At 42.4% G+C, this 16,845-nt stretch carries 11 protein-coding genes; 5 read left to right on the top strand and 6 right to left on the bottom strand.

All coding sequences use genetic code 11. The features are described from left to right. The first annotated feature begins 43 nt into the window (after positions 1-43). Together ABM313_RS02865 and ABM313_RS02870 are read left to right on the top strand one after the other, a co-directional pair. The gene (locus ABM313_RS02865; protein ID WP_434686200.1) at positions 44-4,555 is read left to right on the top strand and encodes a beta strand repeat-containing protein; all 4,512 of its coding nucleotides are present in this window, start codon (positions 44-46) and stop codon (positions 4,553-4,555) included. A gap of 58 nt (positions 4,556-4,613) precedes the next feature. Beyond that, positions 4,614-7,244: a CHAT domain-containing protein gene (locus tag ABM313_RS02870; protein ID WP_434686201.1), complete on the top strand. Its 2,631-nt coding sequence runs from the start codon at positions 4,614-4,616 to the stop codon at positions 7,242-7,244. A 309-nt stretch (positions 7,245-7,553) separates the two neighbouring features. Here ABM313_RS02870 and cimA read toward each other — a convergent pair whose 3' ends face one another. Both cimA and tatC read right to left on the bottom strand, forming a co-directional pair. Continuing rightward, on the bottom strand, positions 7,554-9,164 hold the full coding sequence (gene cimA / locus ABM313_RS02875) for a citramalate synthase (protein ID WP_434686202.1): 1,611 nt from the start codon (positions 9,162-9,164) through the stop codon (positions 7,554-7,556). A gap of 52 nt (positions 9,165-9,216) precedes the next feature. Next, positions 9,217-10,038 carry a twin-arginine translocase subunit TatC gene (gene tatC, locus ABM313_RS02880; RefSeq protein WP_434686203.1) on the bottom strand — a complete coding sequence of 274 codons (822 nt, stop codon included), beginning with the start codon at positions 10,036-10,038 and terminating at the stop codon, positions 9,217-9,219. 408 nt (positions 10,039-10,446) lie between these two features. On the opposite strand from tatC, the gene ABM313_RS02885 reads away from it, so the two are divergent. The 3 genes from ABM313_RS02885 (at position 10,447) to ABM313_RS02895 (ending at position 12,257) form a co-directional block, all read left to right on the top strand. Beyond that, positions 10,447-10,842 (top strand): hypothetical protein, encoded by a 396-nt coding sequence (locus ABM313_RS02885; protein ID WP_434686205.1) that lies wholly within the window; start codon positions 10,447-10,449, stop codon positions 10,840-10,842. A 130-nt stretch (positions 10,843-10,972) separates the two neighbouring features. Further along, positions 10,973-11,200, top strand: a complete 228-nt coding sequence (locus ABM313_RS02890; protein WP_434686207.1) for a hypothetical protein — start codon at positions 10,973-10,975, stop codon at positions 11,198-11,200. A gap of 187 nt (positions 11,201-11,387) precedes the next feature. Further along, positions 11,388-12,257 (top strand): HEAT repeat domain-containing protein, encoded by an 870-nt coding sequence (locus ABM313_RS02895; protein WP_434686208.1) that lies wholly within the window; start codon positions 11,388-11,390, stop codon positions 12,255-12,257. 23 nt (positions 12,258-12,280) lie between these two features. Here ABM313_RS02895 and ABM313_RS02900 read toward each other — a convergent pair whose 3' ends face one another. The 4 genes from ABM313_RS02900 to ABM313_RS02915 all read right to left on the bottom strand — a co-directional run bounded on the left by ABM313_RS02900 (position 12,281) and on the right by ABM313_RS02915 (position 16,810). Beyond that, positions 12,281-13,162, bottom strand: a complete 882-nt coding sequence (locus ABM313_RS02900) for a bestrophin family protein (protein WP_434686209.1) — start codon at positions 13,160-13,162, stop codon at positions 12,281-12,283. Between the two features lie 328 nt (positions 13,163-13,490). Further along, positions 13,491-14,270, bottom strand: coding sequence for a Uma2 family endonuclease (locus ABM313_RS02905; RefSeq protein WP_434688341.1), 780 nt, complete (start codon positions 14,268-14,270; stop codon positions 13,491-13,493). 109 nt (positions 14,271-14,379) lie between these two features. Further along, positions 14,380-15,855 carry a glycosyl hydrolase family 57 gene (locus tag ABM313_RS02910; RefSeq protein ID WP_434686211.1) on the bottom strand — a complete coding sequence of 492 codons (1,476 nt, stop codon included), beginning with the start codon at positions 15,853-15,855 and terminating at the stop codon, positions 14,380-14,382. Positions 15,856-16,360: 505 nt separating this feature from the next. Further along, positions 16,361-16,810, bottom strand: coding sequence for an Hsp20/alpha crystallin family protein (locus tag ABM313_RS02915; protein WP_434686212.1), 450 nt, complete (start codon positions 16,808-16,810; stop codon positions 16,361-16,363). Positions 16,811-16,845 lie beyond the last annotated feature (35 nt).

The raw sequence follows: 16,845 nt of genomic DNA on the forward strand, positions 1-16,845 counted from the left end.
TCAAAATAGAGGCTTAAACATTTCGTATGGCAGGAGAGAAATAATGATCAAAACCAAGATTAAAGTCATAATAATCTCTTCAGCTTTTTCGATGATTAGCTTTAGTCTTTTCTCACATGCAAGTTCTGCTCAGAATGCGATCGCACCTGACAATACGCTCCCCATCAATACTTCAGTTAATTTCAACAGCGCAAATCAAACCTACACGATCACAGGTGGTACTCAGGTTGGGACAAATCAGTTTCATAGTTTTCAAGATTTTTCAGTGCCAACTAGTAATACTGCACATTTTGATACTGCACCAACTACGGTTAATGCGATCGGTAGAGTTACAGGTTCAAATGTCTCGAATATTGATGGGATATTAAGAACTAATGGAACAACGAATTTATATTTAGTTAATCCAAATGGAATTGTGTTTGGTGCAAATGCCAAGTTAGATATTGCTGGCTCATTTAGCGCTAGTACTGCTAATAGTATTAAGTTCTCTGACGGTAGCGAGTTTAGCGCGACTAATCCCCAAGCGCCGCCTTTATTAAATGTGAATGTCCCTCTAGGCTTGCAGTATGGCAATAGTAATACAGGGGCAACGATTGTCAATCGGGGAAATCTCTCGGTGGGACAAGATTTAGTTCTCAATGCGGATAAGTTGGATTTGCAGGGGAGTTTGCGATCGCTGCGAGATTTGACGCTGCAAGCTCAAGATACAGTCGAAATCCGTGATCTAAATATTGATACAAGCAGTAATTTGGCTGGAGTTAACGCGGGTAATATTCGTGTTGAGGCGCAGGGGGATATTGCGATCGCAAATGCCAATTTGCGATCGTCCGCATCGGTTTTTGAAAATGCTGGAAATGGTGGAGCTATCTATCTCTCTACTTCTAACGGCAATATCTCGCTAACTAACTCAAACGTAGATTCATACTCATCTGTCAACTCCAATACGGGAAATGGAGGGGCAATTTCCCTTTCTGCTTTAAATGGTGATATCTCGTTAACTAACTCATTCTTATCTTCATACTCGACTTCAGTCTTTGGCAACAGCACTAAAGTTGGTGGAGCGATCGCCTTATCCACATCTAACGGTAATATCTCCCTTACTAACTCTAATTTAAAATCTTACGCACAATCAATCTTTGACAATGCTGGCAACGGAGGCACGATCTCCTTATCAGCTACTAACGGCAATATATCGCTTAACAGCTCCAACCCTTCTTCATATTCAAGATCAACAATAGGCAACGCAGGGAATGGAGGTGGTGTTTTCTTCTCTACGACCAATGGTAATATCTCGCTAATTAATTCAACAACAATTACTCAGTCGCTTGCCGAGTTTGGCTCTGGTAAAGCAAGTAATGCTGGTGCAATCTCTTTTTCAGCCTCCAACGGCAATATTACATTTAATAATTCGACATCGGTTGCGAATTCGCAATCTAGGTCAGGCGATGTCGGGAACGGAGGTGCAATTTCTTTTTTTAACTCCAACGGCAATATCTCCCTAATTGGATCTAGTGCGATCGCTGATGGTAAAAATGGAGGTGCAATTTCTTTCACCAACTCTAATGGTAATATCCTACTCTCAGGATTAGTTTTACGCTCTAATTCTACCTCTATAAATGGGGGAGACGGAGGTGCAATTTCCATCTCTAACAATAACGGTGATATTACAGGTTCGTTTATTAGTTCGACTTTCTCCACCTCTGGGCATGGAGGGGCAATTGCTGTCTCTAATACTAACGGTAATATATCTATCTCTAGATCGATTTTTTCCTCATATTCGCAATCTAATGCTAGCAATACAGGAAATGGGGGAGGGATTTCTTTCTCTACTTCCAATGGCAATATCTCACTAGATGTCTCACGCTTATACTCGTACTCAAGTGCATCAGTTACTGGCAATGCTGGAAATGGTGGCGCGATTTCTTTCTCTACTTCCAATGGCAATATTTTACTGACAAGCTCCGATCAATCCTCATACTCAAGCTCGGAATTTGGCAAAGCAGGCAATGCTGGGGCAATCTCATTCACTACCTCTAACGGCAATATTTCACTTATCAATGGCTCCTACTCTTCCGCTTACTCACAATCCTCTTTTGGCAATGCAGGAGATGGGGGGAAGATTTCTTTTAATACCTCTATCGGTAATATCTCGCTCATTAACTCAGCATCATTTGCATACTCGATCTCAGATACTGGTAATGCAGGAAATGGAGGGGCAATTTCTTTCTTTACCTCTAACGGTAATATCTCGCTTACAAGATCAGCATCATATTCCTTCACCAATTCGACTAATGGCAATGTGGGAAACGCGGGTGAGATTTCCTTGTTTGCATCCAATGGCAATATCATTACAACTGGTGCACTGCGTTACTTGCTTGCCACCGCAATATCAAAACTGGGAGAAAGCGGAGCTGGTGGTGACATTAAAATAGTAGCGAAAGACCAAATCAGTAATTTTGAGATCTTGACTCAATCATCTACAGGGAAAGCAGGGGCTGTAAAAATTGATGGATTGGGAGATCTGACTATTACGAATGTTCAGATTAGTACTAGTCAGGATGTAAGTTTTGATGCTCCATTTACTGGAAGAATTACCTTTGAAGTTGGGAAAAGTGGGAGATCGGGAGATGTAGTGATCGCTAATACAGTAGGCAGCCTCACCTTTGCCCAAACCACGATCAACACAGCCACACAAAGTAAAGACCCTGCAGGCAATATCTCGATCACCAGCCCCACAATGATCACCTTCCAAAACAATAGTAACGTCACTGCTACAACCAATGCCCAAGGTAAAGCAGGAGACATAACTATTAATGCACCTATTGTCAAGATTAACGACAATTCCAAAGTATTAGCAGAGACTAATGGCACAGGAACAGGCGGAAATATTACAATCAATGCTCCAACATCTGTGGACTTAACGCGAGTACTTGATGCATTTCCAGTTCTATCTGTCCAAACCAACAACGCAGGCAAAGCAGGGAATATCGTCATTAACACACCGCTCCTCACACTCACAGATAAAGCAAGGATTACCGCTACGGCTAGCGCTACCGCTACCAATCCCGACGGCGGCGGTAGCATCACCCTCAATGCCTCCCAAATGAATCTTTTCGGGACAGTCGGTGTATTTGCTGAAACCCAAGGGATATCCCCAGCAGGGACTTTAAAACTCAATCCCTATAATAATCTTGGCTATATCAACATCGCCTTAGCACCTAATTCCCAAATCTCTGCTTCCACTTCTAGCATCGGCAATGGTGGAGATTTGTTTGTCACAGCTCCCCAATCAATAGCGATCGCAGGACAAGGAAAACTCGCGGTCGAAACAACAGGGCTGATGGACAATGCAGGCAAAGCAGGAAATATCACATTTACGACCAAAAAGCTTACTCTCAGCGATGGAGTTTTAGTATCCGCTTCCACATCTGGAAAAGGCAAAGCAGGAGATATCTTTGTGAGAGCCGATGACTTTAGCATCTCCAACGGTGCACAGATCCAAACTGCAACATCGAGTATCGGTGACTCAGGCACAATTGATGTGAGGGTAGTGAATCAATTTAATCTTTCTGGATCAAAAACAGGCTTATTTGCGAATACTTTAGCTAATTCCACAGGAAGGGGTGGAGATATCTTTATCGACCCTGAATCTGTCACCCTTCGCGATGGTGCACAGATTGCTGTTGGTAGTCTCGGTGCAGGTATTGGTGGCAATATCACCCTCATATCGAACTTCCTCACGTTGCTAAACGGTTCTTCCATTACTGCCGAAACAGCTAGCGCTAATGGAGGGAATATAACCCTTAACATACCCTCTATCTTGCTGTTGCGCTCTGGAAGCCAGATCAGTACTACCGCAGGTACAGCCCTTGCAGGTGGTAACGGTGGGAATATAAATATTACCGCTGGTTTTATCGTTGCTCTACCCAAGGAAAATAGTGACATCTTCGCCAATGCCTTTACAGGTAACGGCGGCAATATTAATCTCACGACTAATGGTATCTTTGGACTAGAATTTCGACCTGTCCTCACATCATTGAGTGACATTACTGCTAGTTCTCAATTTGGTGTAAATGGAACAGTCAATATCAATACTCCAGGGGTTGATCCCAGTAAAGGATTAACTAATTTACCTGTAGATATTAGTGATGCGAGTAAACTTGTCTCTCAAAAATGCTTAGCCGATCGCCAAGATAGCGCATTTGTGATCACAGGACGAGGTGGCATTCCTGCTAGCCCTGCTGATGTAATCAGTGGCAATAATTTACAAGAAAATCTGGGTATGCCGACTAATCCAGAACGCATAGCTGAGGCGGGCAGAAGGACGATTAATCCCTACGGTGAAGTTGCATTTGTAAGGGACTCTTCTCATACTGTGCAAACTCCATCTTGGGCTAAGCAAATACAATCGCATCAATCTACTGAGGCATTTCCCGATCGCATAGTTGAGGCGCAAGGATGGACTATTAATCCCTTTGGTGAAGTTGCTCTTGTAGCGGAAGTACCTAAAGCTATACCTGCGCCGACTTGGGCTAGACAATTACAATGCCGTTAATACCATGCCGTTAACCAGTAGAGACAATAAATCTATGAAGTGCTTATTACCAAGTTTTATGAAAACGCTACCCTCTAAATTTTTGATAAAAGCAATTTTGATAAAAGCAATTCGGAGTATTGCTTTTATCAAAAATTTAAGTTTTGTTTTTCTGTTATTTTTTCTGACTGCATTTAGTCAACCCCTGTTAGCAACTGCTATTACTCCACCGCAGAGTTCTCAAATAGTTCAAGCAAATTCAGAACAGCCAAATACATTATTTAATCGCGGTAAATTGCTTTATCAATTAGGACAATGGCAAGAAGCAATTCAAGCTTGGGAGCAAGCTACAAAACTCTATCAACAACAAAATAACTCCCTAGATCTAGCGATAACTTTAAGCAATCTCTCTCTAGCTCATCAGAAATTAGGACAATGGCAAGAAGCGAAACGTGCGATCACCCAAAGTTTGCAAATAGCCCGATCTCTTGAAGTTAATCCCGCAAGTCAAAGAGCGATCGCTCAGGCTCTAGATACGCAGGGAAATCTATATTTAAACCTAGGTAAAGATGAAGAGGCGATCGCTGCTTGGCAAGAAGCTGCGATTTTGCATTCTCGACTTGGCGATCTTGATCATCAGATTCGTAATGTGCTTAATCAAGCTCAAGCCCTGAAAAATCAAGGCTTTTTTCGGCGATCGCTGCAAACTTTAGAATCAATTCAACAATTATTACCAAAAATTTCTGATGATCTACTGACAGCGATCACTCTCCATAACTATGGTGATATGTTGACCACAGTTGGTGACCTAAAACCTGCACATCAGCCTTTAGACAAGAGTTGGCAAATTCTTGAGCGCATTAATAACAATGAGCAAAAGAGTATTGTGCTGCTAAGACAGGGAAATCTCGCCCGACTCGAAGGCGCTTCTAAAAAAGCCGAAGAATTTTATAAAAAGTCTGCCCAAACAGCAGGGCGATCGCTTACCAGTTTACAAGCCCAATTGAATCTCTTGAGTTTACTAATTGATTCTAATGATGGGCAAGAAGCTGTAGAGATGCGATCGCAAATTGCGCCTCTATTATCAGATCTAGAAACAAGTCGTGAGGCAATCTTTGTAAGAATCAACTATGGTGAGAGCTTACTGAGACTCACAAAGTTAGTCCCTCAATCAGTAGCCAATTCTCTATTAGTCGAAGCCGCCCAAACATTAGCAGTTTCAGTCCAGCAGGCTCAATCCATCAACGATAGTCGTACTATTGCCCATGCGATCGGCAGTCTTGGCAATGCTTACGAACAAAGTAAACAAATCGAAGAATCTCAAAAACTCACTCAACAAGCTTTAGCGATCGCCCAAAGTATCAATGCCACTGACATCGCCTATCGTTGGCAGTGGCAATTAGGCAGACTGCTCAAGGCTAAGGGTGATATCAAAGGTGCGATCATTGCCTATACAGAAGCCGTCAATGGGTTACGCCAATTACGCAGCGATCTTGTATTTGTGAATCCCAATGTGCAATTCTCATTTCGAGAAACCGTCGAGCCTGTCTATCGGCAACTCGTGAGTTTATTGCTGCAAGATGATACGGGTGATAAACAGAAAAACTTAATCACAGCGCAAGCTGCGATCGAATCATTGCAAATTGCCGAACTAGTCAATTTCTTCCGTTCTGACTGTCTTAATGCTGCCCAAGTGGATATTAATCAAATTGATAGAACTGCGGCGGTCGTTTATCCAATCATTCTCGAAGATCGTTTAGAGGTGATTCTCAGTCTGCCTAATCAACCGCTCCGTCATTATGCTAGTAAAGTCACAGCCGCAGAAATCGACGATATAGTCATCGATTTACGTCTGAATCTGCGAGATCCCTCTTCAGAGGATTTTCTTTCGAGCGCTCAAAGTATTTATGATTGGTTGATTCGTCCTGCTAATAGTGCGATCACCCAAAGTAATGTCAAAACCATTGTTTTTGTTTTAGACGGTTCTTTAAGAAATATTCCCATGTCCGTTTTGCATGATGGGAAGCAGTTTCTAGTTGAGAATTACAGCATTGCTCTCACACCGAGTCTGCAACTCCTCGACCCCAAACCGATCGCTAAGCAAAAAGTTACCGCCCTAATTGGTGGATTGAGTGAGGCAAGACAAGGATATTCAGCATTACCAAATGTCAAAGGCGAATTACAGGAAATTAACAAACAAGTTCCTTCGAGTTCGACCTTGCTTAATTCTAGTTTTACGAAACAAAATCTTACCCAAACACTGACCTCCCTGACTTTTCCGATCATCCATCTTGCTACTCACGGCAACTTTAGCTCTGAAGCTGAAAACACTTATTTGCTCACTTATGATGGAAAGTTAACCATTGAAAATCTTTATCAGTTGTTACGTTCTAATAACCGCAGTGATTTAGAACCAATTGAGTTATTGATTTTGAGTGCATGTCAAACAGCGGTGGGAGATAAGCGTGCGGCTCTAGGTTTAGCGGGAATGGCGGTACGGGCAGGAGCGAGAAGTACGATCGCCTCGCTTTGGTCGGTTGATGATGAAGCTACGTCTAGGTTTATGATTGCTCTCTATCAAAGTTTATCCTCAGCCAATGTCACCAGAGCCGAATCCTTAAGACTCGCCCAGCAGTCTCTTCTCAAAAATGCAAAATACAATCATCCCTTTTATTGGTCTCCCTTTGTATTGCTTGGTAACTGGCTATAGCAGTTGTGCAACCCCAAACAAATGAAGGCGGCGCAACGCCTTCATTTGTTTGGGGTTTAGCAAAAGTTAGCGGAACCCCAGAGGCTAGTGGCGGCGCGAAGCGCCGCCACTAGCCTCTAGTTTTATATCTATAGCAAAACTAAAGCAAAACTAACTTGCTTTGCTTAGCAGTCCTATATCATTTGTGTGTGGATTTTTTGTTTTGTGGAAGGACACCCCGATGGGGGTGTCCTTCCACAAAACATTTAGGATTGCTATAGATATAAAAAAGGAATGAAGTGCCGAGGCACGCTCGGCACTTCATTCCTTTTAAACTTTGGTATGACGCACTGCGGAGAGAAGCCCATACTCGATACCTTCGCCAAGGGCTTTACAAGAAGCATCGATAATATTGTTTGATACTCCCGCCGTTGACCAGCGCCTTTTGCCATTACTGAACTCGATTAAGACTCTAGTAGTAGCTTGAGTTCCAGAATCACTGTTGAGAATCCGTACTTTATAATCAGTGAGATAAAAGTTTGCAATTTCAGGGTAGAAGCTAATCAAGGCTTTACGAAGGGCGACATCAAGAGCCGCCACAGGACCATTACCTTCAGCAGCCGTAAGATGCTCTTCATCTTTGACCAGTACTTTTACCGTGGCTTGGGAATTGACAGATCCATCTTTGTGAGTTTCATCTGTAGCGCAGTAAACATGAAAACTACTAATTGTAAAAAATGTAGGGCGATCGCCCAAAGCTTCGCGCACTAATAATTCAAAACTTGCCTCCGCAGATTCAAACTGATAACCAATTTGTTCGAGTTCTTTAGTCTTTTGCAAGATTTGCCGACAGGCAGAATCTTCTTTGCGTAGACAAATGCCAAAGGTTTCCACTTTGGAGATCACATTGCTGAGTCCTGCTTGCTCAGAGATGACGATACGGCGATGATTGCCGATACTTTCGGGAGTGATGTGTTCGTAAGTAAGGGGATTGCGCTGCACCGCGCTCACATGAATTCCACCCTTGTGGGCAAAGGCAGAAGCACCGACAAAGGGGGCATGGTCATCGGGCGCAAGATTGACGATTTCACTGACTTGGCGGGAGACTTCAGTAAGTTGTGATAACTTGGCGGGAGCAATGCATTCATAGCCCATTTTTAGCTGCAAATTGGGGATCACGGTGCAGAGATTGGCATTGCCGCAGCGCTCACCATAGCCGTTAATTGTGCCTTGTACCATCGTCGCGCCATGCTGTACTGCTGCGATCGCATTGGCGACGGCTAAGCCAGCATCGTTATGGGTATGAATGCCAATTTGCGGCGAGCTACTACCCCATTGACGCAATGAGTCATACACAACTTCTGTAATTTGCGCCACTTCATCGGGCATCGTGCCACCATTGGTGTCGCAGAGGACAAACCATTCCGCTCCAGCGTCAAAGGCGGCTCTTAAGGTCTGAATTGCGTAGTCAGGATTATGTTTATAGCCATCAAACCAATGTTCGGCATCGTAGATCAGGCGGCGATCGCAACTTTTGAGATAGGCGATCGTATCGCTAATCATGGCAAGATTTTCGTCAAGGGTAGTACGTAATCCTTCAATCACATGAAGATCCCATGATTTGCCAAAAATAGTAATCCACTTGGTTTCCGCACCAATGATGGGTACTAGCATCGGATCGTCCTGAGCTTTGATCCCTGCGCGTCTAGTTGAACAGAAAACTACGAGTTCGGCACTGCTAAGTCGATACTCCTGCATTCGTCGAAAAAATTCACCATCCTTAGGATTTGCGCCAGCCCAACCACCTTCGATAAAAGCAACTCCCATCCGATCAAGGCGATCGGCTATGCGTACTTTATCTTCTACTGACAGTGATAACCCTTCGCGCTGAGTGCCATCGCGAAGGGTTGTGTCGTAGATCAAAATATTTTGATTTTCCATATTTAAAATTTTCAATTTTTATGAAAGTCTTCTAGCAGCAGACTTTCATTGGTTATTTACCCATAGCTTTGACTAAGAAAATGCCACCAAAGTACAAAATACCAACAGCACCCGCCAATAAACTTTGAGTCATTGGATCAGTCGATGGGGTTAGTACTGCGCCAAGGATAACCGCACCAAGGACAACATAGCGCCAACCTGCGAGCATTCTGGCGGAGTTGACAATGCCTGTCATTGCTAACAAAGCCTGAATTACGGGAATTTGAAATGCTAGCCCTGTACTAAATAACAACAACAGTACAAACTCAAAATAGCGATCAATTGACCAAAACTGCTCAACTACGTCGCCGCCATAGCTAATAAAGAAATTGAGAGCCGCAGGGATCAGCAACTCGTAAGCAAACACAATCCCTAGGACAAATAAAATACTAGAACCAAAGACAATCGGTGCGATCGCTCGTTTTTCTTTGCGAGTCAGACCTGGCAAGATAAAGCGCACAATCTGGTACAAAATTGCTGGGCTAGCCACCAATAAGCCACTGTATCCAGCGACTTTGATCGATACAAAAAAATATTCCCCTGGTGCAAGTTGTAAAAATTTCACTCCTTGAGCAGGAATTTCTAATAGAGCGACAATTTTATTAACTACAGCGAAGCAACCAATGATCGCCACAACAATGGCTATTAAAGCGTAGAAAATTCGCGATCGCAGTTCTTCTAGATGATCGAACAGGGACATCTCGACATCTTCAATGGCTTCAAGATCGTCATCAATGGGAGGATCGACAATGGCGATCGCAGACTCATTTACGTCCTCAATAGGTTTTGTGGACAAATCCTGTGGTTGCTCTGCTTCACTTACCGTCTCTAGCATGGTGTCGTTACTAAAATCTACTTGTCGATTGCTTAACCCGATTGCTTAACAAACTTATCAAATAATCGAAGCCTATCGATACTATAGCAACCAAATCCGACTTTGATGTTTTGCTATGAATATAGCTGTAGTCACTTGTATTTTTACAAGCCAAAACCAAATAAGCGAGTGGCGGCGCGAAGCGCCGCCACTCGCTTATTTGGTTTTGTGTCCTGACAAGAGTCGCGATAGCTATAACTCGGATGACTTCAATGTTAAGAACATTAACTTCTTGCTGCATTTAGGCTTGCTTTATGTGAACTTTCTGACATTTACCTGTGTCTAAACAACAAGAATGTTAGATTTAATCATGGGGTTAAGGAGATGTTTCATGTTGTGGCTCACTATGTAAAATTTCGGGGAACATAAATGGCTTCATTCAAAGTTTTAGGATTATTGACGATCAGTTGTGCAGCATTTTCCATAAATGCCCCAAGCTTGAAGGCTCAAGTGACTATTGGTGCTAGTCAGCCTAGTGGCTTGTCACCTGCTCAGCAAATTCTCATGGATATGCGACAGACTAATGCCCCTAATGTTGGTGGTGGAAGTATGCAGTTATTGCGGTTTACAGAGAATAATGTCACATTCGCCCCCCTAGAAGGTTTAGATCGATTGTTTAATTGGCAGACTTCAGAAGATACAGGAACTACGGCGGAGAAAACACTGGGCGATCGCGTTGAGGAGTTTAAACTCATTCAGCGCCAGCAAATAGTCTCTGATAGCCAGATTTTTGAAGCTATTAGTCGCATCAGCAAGAAAAACTAAAACTGACAAAAAAGAGCGTTGCGAAGCAACGCTCTTTTTTGTGAGTGTATATTTGTGCAAAATTTGTGCCGCGATCTGAGAAAATTGGGCTTATATTTTTTATTAAAATTTTTTAGGCAATCTAACTAATATGTTTGACGTTCCAGAACTGACCTCGATCGCAGAGGCAAATCCTCAAGAATTAGCAGAAATGATTTCTGAGTTAGAACAGTATCGCGAAAGAATTGTTAACGAAACCCTTGCCACAGCACAACGCGCTAAGATCATGAAAAGCCAAGCTCTAGCCAATTTAGAGCCAAACTTAGCCAAAATTGATGCTACCCTTCAGTCACTGCGTCAACAGCAAAGTAAAGTTTAAAATTTTTCCGCTATAGAGGTTTTCATTTTGCCGTAGGCAAAATGAAAACCGCAAACCATTACTATGATAGTTTTTTTGTTTTGTGAATGAGTAAGCACTCATTCACAAAACGTTATAAAGGCAGATTATGATGGGCGGCAAGAAGCATCGCCCGTCATAATTGCAGAAACTTTATCGACATTTAACAATGGATACCCCAGTTCTAGATATTCAAGCTGCAAACGATATTCTAATTCAGCAGGTAAATGATCAAATTTCCCTTGGTACTTTCGACAATAGCGATCGCCAACTCATTGGGCAGCTAGTGGAAGGACTAGGTGATCCTAGAGGAATGGTCAGACTCAGATTTGCGGAAACTATTGGTGAAATCGGTGAATTAGCCACCCCCTTCTTAACGGAAGCGCTTACCAATCATCCCAATGTTGTCTTAAGGAGAGCAGCAGCTAAAACCCTGACAATTATTTCCGATCCTACTGCTGTACCAACCTTACTCAATTCTTTTCTCAATGATCCAGATACTGTTGTGAGAAGTTCATCGGCGGGAGCATTAGCCAGAACTGGAGAAGCTTCGGCTACAGCTCTATTAGGGATTTTAGAATCCCCTGATCAACCTCAAGATATTAAAGGACAGGCGGCATGGGCTTTAGCCTTCATCGGTGCTGATGCCGCAGAGCACTTATATAAAGCTCTAAATTCGGAATCTTTAGATGTCCGTTGTGCTGTCATTGGAGCCATTGGTCATGTTGCCCAAGAGCAATTAGATGAGAAGTCCTGCAATGTTCTCATTTCGGCACTCACTGATCCTGAACCAATTATTCGGACTGAGGCAGCAGCAGCGTTTGGTCAAGTGGAATATACTGAGGCAATTCCGCACTTAATCTTAGCTTTGCAAGATTCGGATCTTGGTGTTCGCAAAGCTGCCATTAATGCACTTGGGAAGATTGGCAATTCCAGTGTGATTAACTCTTTACAACCATTATTAAATGATGAGCAAGAGGCGGTGCGAGTACTCGCAAAATTAGCGATCGCCCAAATCAATCGTCAGTCTCAGAAATAGAAAAAGGCGCTTTGCGCCTTTTTCTATTTGGGGGAGTAATTAATCATTTGTTCTACATTAGCTGTTATGCCTTCACAAATCTCGTCAATTGGTAAGTCGTTAAAGTCATGACCAAAGGGGTTCTCAATCTCGTTACCGATTTGTTCTACTCCTAATAAAATAAAACTTACTAGTCCTACAGCGATCGCTGCTAGCCAATCAATCTCAATTACGAGGTGAAATGGTAACCCAATACAGTAAATCAAAATCAAGCGCTTTAAATAGATGCAATAGGCAGGTGGGAGTGGGGTCTTAAGAATGCGTTCACAACTAGTTAAACCTTCTACTAAAGCATTGAGGTGACTGTTCATCGTTACAAAATAATTAGTGTCAATGCGATCGCTTTGAACTTGCTTTTGTAAATACTCTCCCAACCAGAGCGTCAATTCTAAAGGAGCATGTTTTGTATTTCGCAGCTTGATAATTTCTTCTTCACTAAGCAGATTATCCAGATCCTGTTCAATCATTTCACTGCGTAGATGGCGTTTTGTCGCGATCGCAAAAGCCGTTAATAACTTAATCGATTTTTCTTTTTGTGGCTTTTCCTGTTCATCAGCATTGGTTGATATTTGCATTAGCCTTGATAAATTGCGAATATTCACTACCAAAGTTCCCCAAGCTTTTCGTCCTTCCCAATAGCGATCATAAGCAGCATTTGTCCGAAACACCAAGAGCAAACCTAAAACCAGATTAAAAACAACATTGTTAGTCAGATCACCAAAAACTTTGAGCGATATTTGTGGTTCGTAATAATGAAACAGAGAGACTAAGAAGGCAAAACCTGCAAAAATTATAACTCTCGGTAAAATAATCGGTGCTACAGAGCCTTGAAGCTTAAATGCAAGATTGAACCATTTCAAAGTCATAATCTTGGTCGTCTTAAAAGTTGATTGCCTTAAAAATTGTATAATGCTTTGTAGTAGAGTGGAACGATAGGGCTGGGGCTTGTATACAAAGCTTACTTTACAAATATGTAGGGATTTGGTCTCCAAATACTCTTTTAAGATGACATAAGAACATTATGACTATCTTTGTTTCACGTAAGTAGCTCAGCATAGTTATAAACAAAACCCATATTTCTGTACGGCCCGCATAGCGGGCCGTACAGAAATATGGGTTTTAAGTTTACTTATGCTTGACTACTTAACATCAGTTATAAGAAGAAGTGAAATCTATTCTTTTGAGAGCAATTTACTATGGAATTTCGTCAGGATTAATCCCCAGAGATCTGAGGTAAGCGACAAGCTTCTCCTTTTCATGGCGTTCTTGATTGGCGATCGCCTCTGCCTCAATCCTAGCTTGCTGCTCAAAAGAACGCTCCAATTCTGCCTGAAACCTAGCGCGTTGTTCCTGTGATCGCTCAAACTCCGCTTCAGCATACGAACGTAAAACTTGATTAGAAATAGGATCAAAGAAACGAAAACCGCGATCTGAATACAAATGTAAATCTAAACCTAATACTTCACTATGAAGTGATAAAGTATTGTCAGACAAGGTTGAAGAAGCGATCGCTACATACTCACCATTCTCCAAACGTACACCCTGCAATGATGTTGGTTTTAAATATTCACCAGTTGGGTCATATTGAAAATACTCTTTAACTCCCAAATTACGATAAATTAATGGATTCTGCTCGCGGTCTTTCGTTACCGTTCCCTTAGAAGTTATTTCCAACACAAAATCAGGAGCTTTCCCTCCCTCTTCATAGATCTTGTAACTAACACGGTCTTCATTACTCATGCCAAATACCACAAACGTATCTGGTGCAATCCTTTTCTCGACGTTCTCTTCTCGATAACGGATAAATAGATTCCCAGACACATATACATTTGCCTGTTTCTCAAACCATAGCCTTAATGCTTCAGTCGTATAGCTAAGATTGCGCCTTTGTTTATCGCCCTCTGGCATTGGCTCAAAGTCCTCGTCTGGGTATTCAATTGTGGAGAGTAACTTAAGATCATTAGAAATTGTCATGATGCCACTCCAAGTCAGATCTATCTCTAACTTAGCATATTGTACAAAAGCACAAAATGGCTTAGCCATTTTGTGCTTTAAAAACTTGACTGGGTTACTTTTTCATAGATTACAAAGCTTCACCTCGTCGATAGAGTTCACGAGCATAGTCTGTCCAAGTTCCCTGTCCCCAATAACGGAAGCAGCTAGTTTGCACTAAGAGATTGTAAAGCAGAGCTTGCTGATAGTCCGATCGCTTAGTAACTGAGGGATCTTGTGCTACAAGAGCATCATATTTCTCATGGAACTTGGCACTGAGTTTATTCATCGGCTCCAATACATTTTCATAGCCATGTACCCAACTCATGCTGTTTGTCCATGATGCGCCATCCATGTGGAATTGATGGTCACTTGCTTTGAGTTCAGTAATTGCTTGTTCAACGGCGGCTGTACTAAGACTGTGGTTTTGATCAACCTTATGCCAAACCTTATGCTGTTGCACCGCTTGAATAGTCGGGTAGTCAAGGGTACTGACTCCAGATGCCTCGATCATTTCTAGATATTCGGTTCCATTTAAGCCCACAACTCCCGAACTACCACGACCATTATTTTTTAGTTGATCCCATATCAAGGGATAGTCGCGAGGGAATTCATTCATCATCACACCGCCATTCTCACCATCGGCAATTTGCGAAACTAGCGAAGGTACAGAAATATTGCCAAGCATCTGCCTGCCCCGACCTTTAGCCTCATGATAAGGCTGCATTTGGGCGACTAGTTTCGTATCTGAGCCTTGGGTTTTAATCAAAGCAGTGATACTAATCGATTCACCAGTGGAATTCATCGCCACTAAACGATTGGGCAAATACTTCTGATCTTGAGTTAGTCCTGAGCCATCAAGACTTTCTACGGAATGTTCCTGAACCATTAACCATCGATAGCCGCATTCTTTGAGAGCCTTTATATATTCATAGAGCGTATCGGGATGATTGGGAAGATGCATCTCAGGAGGCGAGAACCCTTTAACCCGTTTTAGAGCATCAATGCCAAAGATAGAAGCAAAATGACTTTGCCATGCTTGAATATGTAGTTTTATGTCAGGAATTGGTGTCGATGGAATCACCGCATGACTCCACATTGTGCCAAGCCATTCTACATAGGGTTGATATTGGCGATCGCAGGTAATACGTTTGAGGTTGTCCAAAATGTCATGGCGCTGCATCTGCTGCAAGCCCCAGAGCAAATTTCCTGAATAGTCCAACATAATCCGAGGATTACTGCCTTGTGCGACCAATTGCGGGATAAAATCGCCCATGCGGCTGTAGCACCAAGCAAACACGGAGGCATTGTGGTTATCACCTTCGCCCTGATGTTCAAACATATGTTGCAGATTGCAAATCAGCGCTCCATTTGCTCCTGCGGGAATCGTGGGTTGGTGCATATGCAAGGCACAGGCAAAGGCAGCGGTAATCTCTTCAAGGCACAGATTATTATTATTTAAAAATAGAGGTGCATCATCTTGCACGGTGCGTTGAATTACGTCTTCATTTCCGCAAATAGCGGGGAAATCAGAGGCAACAGAGCTTGACGGTATAGATGTAATCAAAACTTGTAAAACCTCAATATAAATTTATAGCGGCTTTGAGATCAATCTGAAGTAATCTCAAAATCGCTATATTACATTCTGACAGTACTTGTGATTAAGTACTTATAAAATGGTGTGCTTCGCACACCATTTTATAAGTACTTGACTTTATAAGTAGCTAGGCATAATTAAAAAATAGAATCAAAAGCTGTGGCGCACGCGCAGCGTGCGTCACAGCTTTTAGGGTTTTATAATTAATTGTGTCCAGCTACTTAAGTAGTTAGGCGTAATTAATTGCTGATAAGTATCAATCCACAAAATTGTTAAAACACTCTCATGAATTAACGCCAGTTTGTCGAAAGCGAAAAATGGTAAGAATCGCTTAGCAACTCTTACCATTTTTCGCCATTTGCGGCGTACAAAGCACGCCGCAAATGGCTATATCGTACTCACGTTGAATTAGAAACCTAAACTAGCAGGATTTCTAAAAGCTAAAATGGCTATACCATTTTAACTTTTGGTGCAATTAGGAAGCAGGTAACTCGCCAGTGACGTTGACTTTAAAAGCTTTGACTTCGTTAGCTTTAGGCAAAGTCAGTGTGAGGATACCATTGGTATATTCAGCCTTAACTTGTTCGTTTTCGATCGCTACAGGTAATGCAAAGACTCGGCGGAATTTACCATAGCTCATTTCACTCCAGTAGTAGCCTTTGTCGGATTCTTCCTTACGTTGAATGTGGCGCTCGCCAGAAATTGAGAGAGAATCCTTGGTTACTTGGATATCGAGATCTTTAGCTTCGATTTCAGGAAGTGAGAGTCTTAGAGTTAAGTGGTCACCATCATCGCGTAGTTCACTAGCAGGAACCCATCCGCCCTTTGATGTTTCTTGATCTAATGGTGCAAATTCGCGGAATAAGCGATCGAACTGACGACGTACTTCTTCCATTTCTTGGAAAGGTTGCCAACGTACTAACATAAATATCACCTTAAGCTATTTCAAAACAACAATGA

This window comes from Pseudanabaena minima str. Chao 2107 (assembly GCF_051131155.1).
Classification (GTDB): Bacteria; Cyanobacteriota; Cyanobacteriia; order Pseudanabaenales; family Pseudanabaenaceae; genus Pseudanabaena; species Pseudanabaena minima.

What these genes read in the sequence shown, in the direction of transcription:
- ABM313_RS02865 (WP_434686200.1), top strand. Translation starts at nt 44, where the DNA reads ATGATCAAAACCAAGATTAAAGTCATAATAATCTCTTCAGCTTTTTCG.
- ABM313_RS02885 (WP_434686205.1), top strand. Translation starts at nt 10,447, where the DNA reads ATGGCTTCATTCAAAGTTTTAGGATTATTGACGATCAGTTGTGCAGCA.
- ABM313_RS02905 (WP_434688341.1), bottom strand. Translation starts at nt 14,270, where the DNA reads ATGACAATTTCTAATGATCTTAAGTTACTCTCCACAATTGAATACCCA.
- cimA (WP_434686202.1), bottom strand. Translation starts at nt 9,164, where the DNA reads ATGGAAAATCAAAATATTTTGATCTACGACACAACCCTTCGCGATGGC.
- ABM313_RS02895 (WP_434686208.1), top strand. Translation starts at nt 11,388, where the DNA reads ATGGATACCCCAGTTCTAGATATTCAAGCTGCAAACGATATTCTAATT.
- ABM313_RS02890 (WP_434686207.1), top strand. Translation starts at nt 10,973, where the DNA reads ATGTTTGACGTTCCAGAACTGACCTCGATCGCAGAGGCAAATCCTCAA.
- ABM313_RS02915 (WP_434686212.1), bottom strand. Translation starts at nt 16,810, where the DNA reads ATGTTAGTACGTTGGCAACCTTTCCAAGAAATGGAAGAAGTACGTCGT.
- ABM313_RS02900 (WP_434686209.1), bottom strand. Translation starts at nt 13,162, where the DNA reads ATGACTTTGAAATGGTTCAATCTTGCATTTAAGCTTCAAGGCTCTGTA.
- tatC (WP_434686203.1), bottom strand. Translation starts at nt 10,038, where the DNA reads ATGCTAGAGACGGTAAGTGAAGCAGAGCAACCACAGGATTTGTCCACA.
- ABM313_RS02870 (WP_434686201.1), top strand. Translation starts at nt 4,614, where the DNA reads ATGAAAACGCTACCCTCTAAATTTTTGATAAAAGCAATTTTGATAAAA.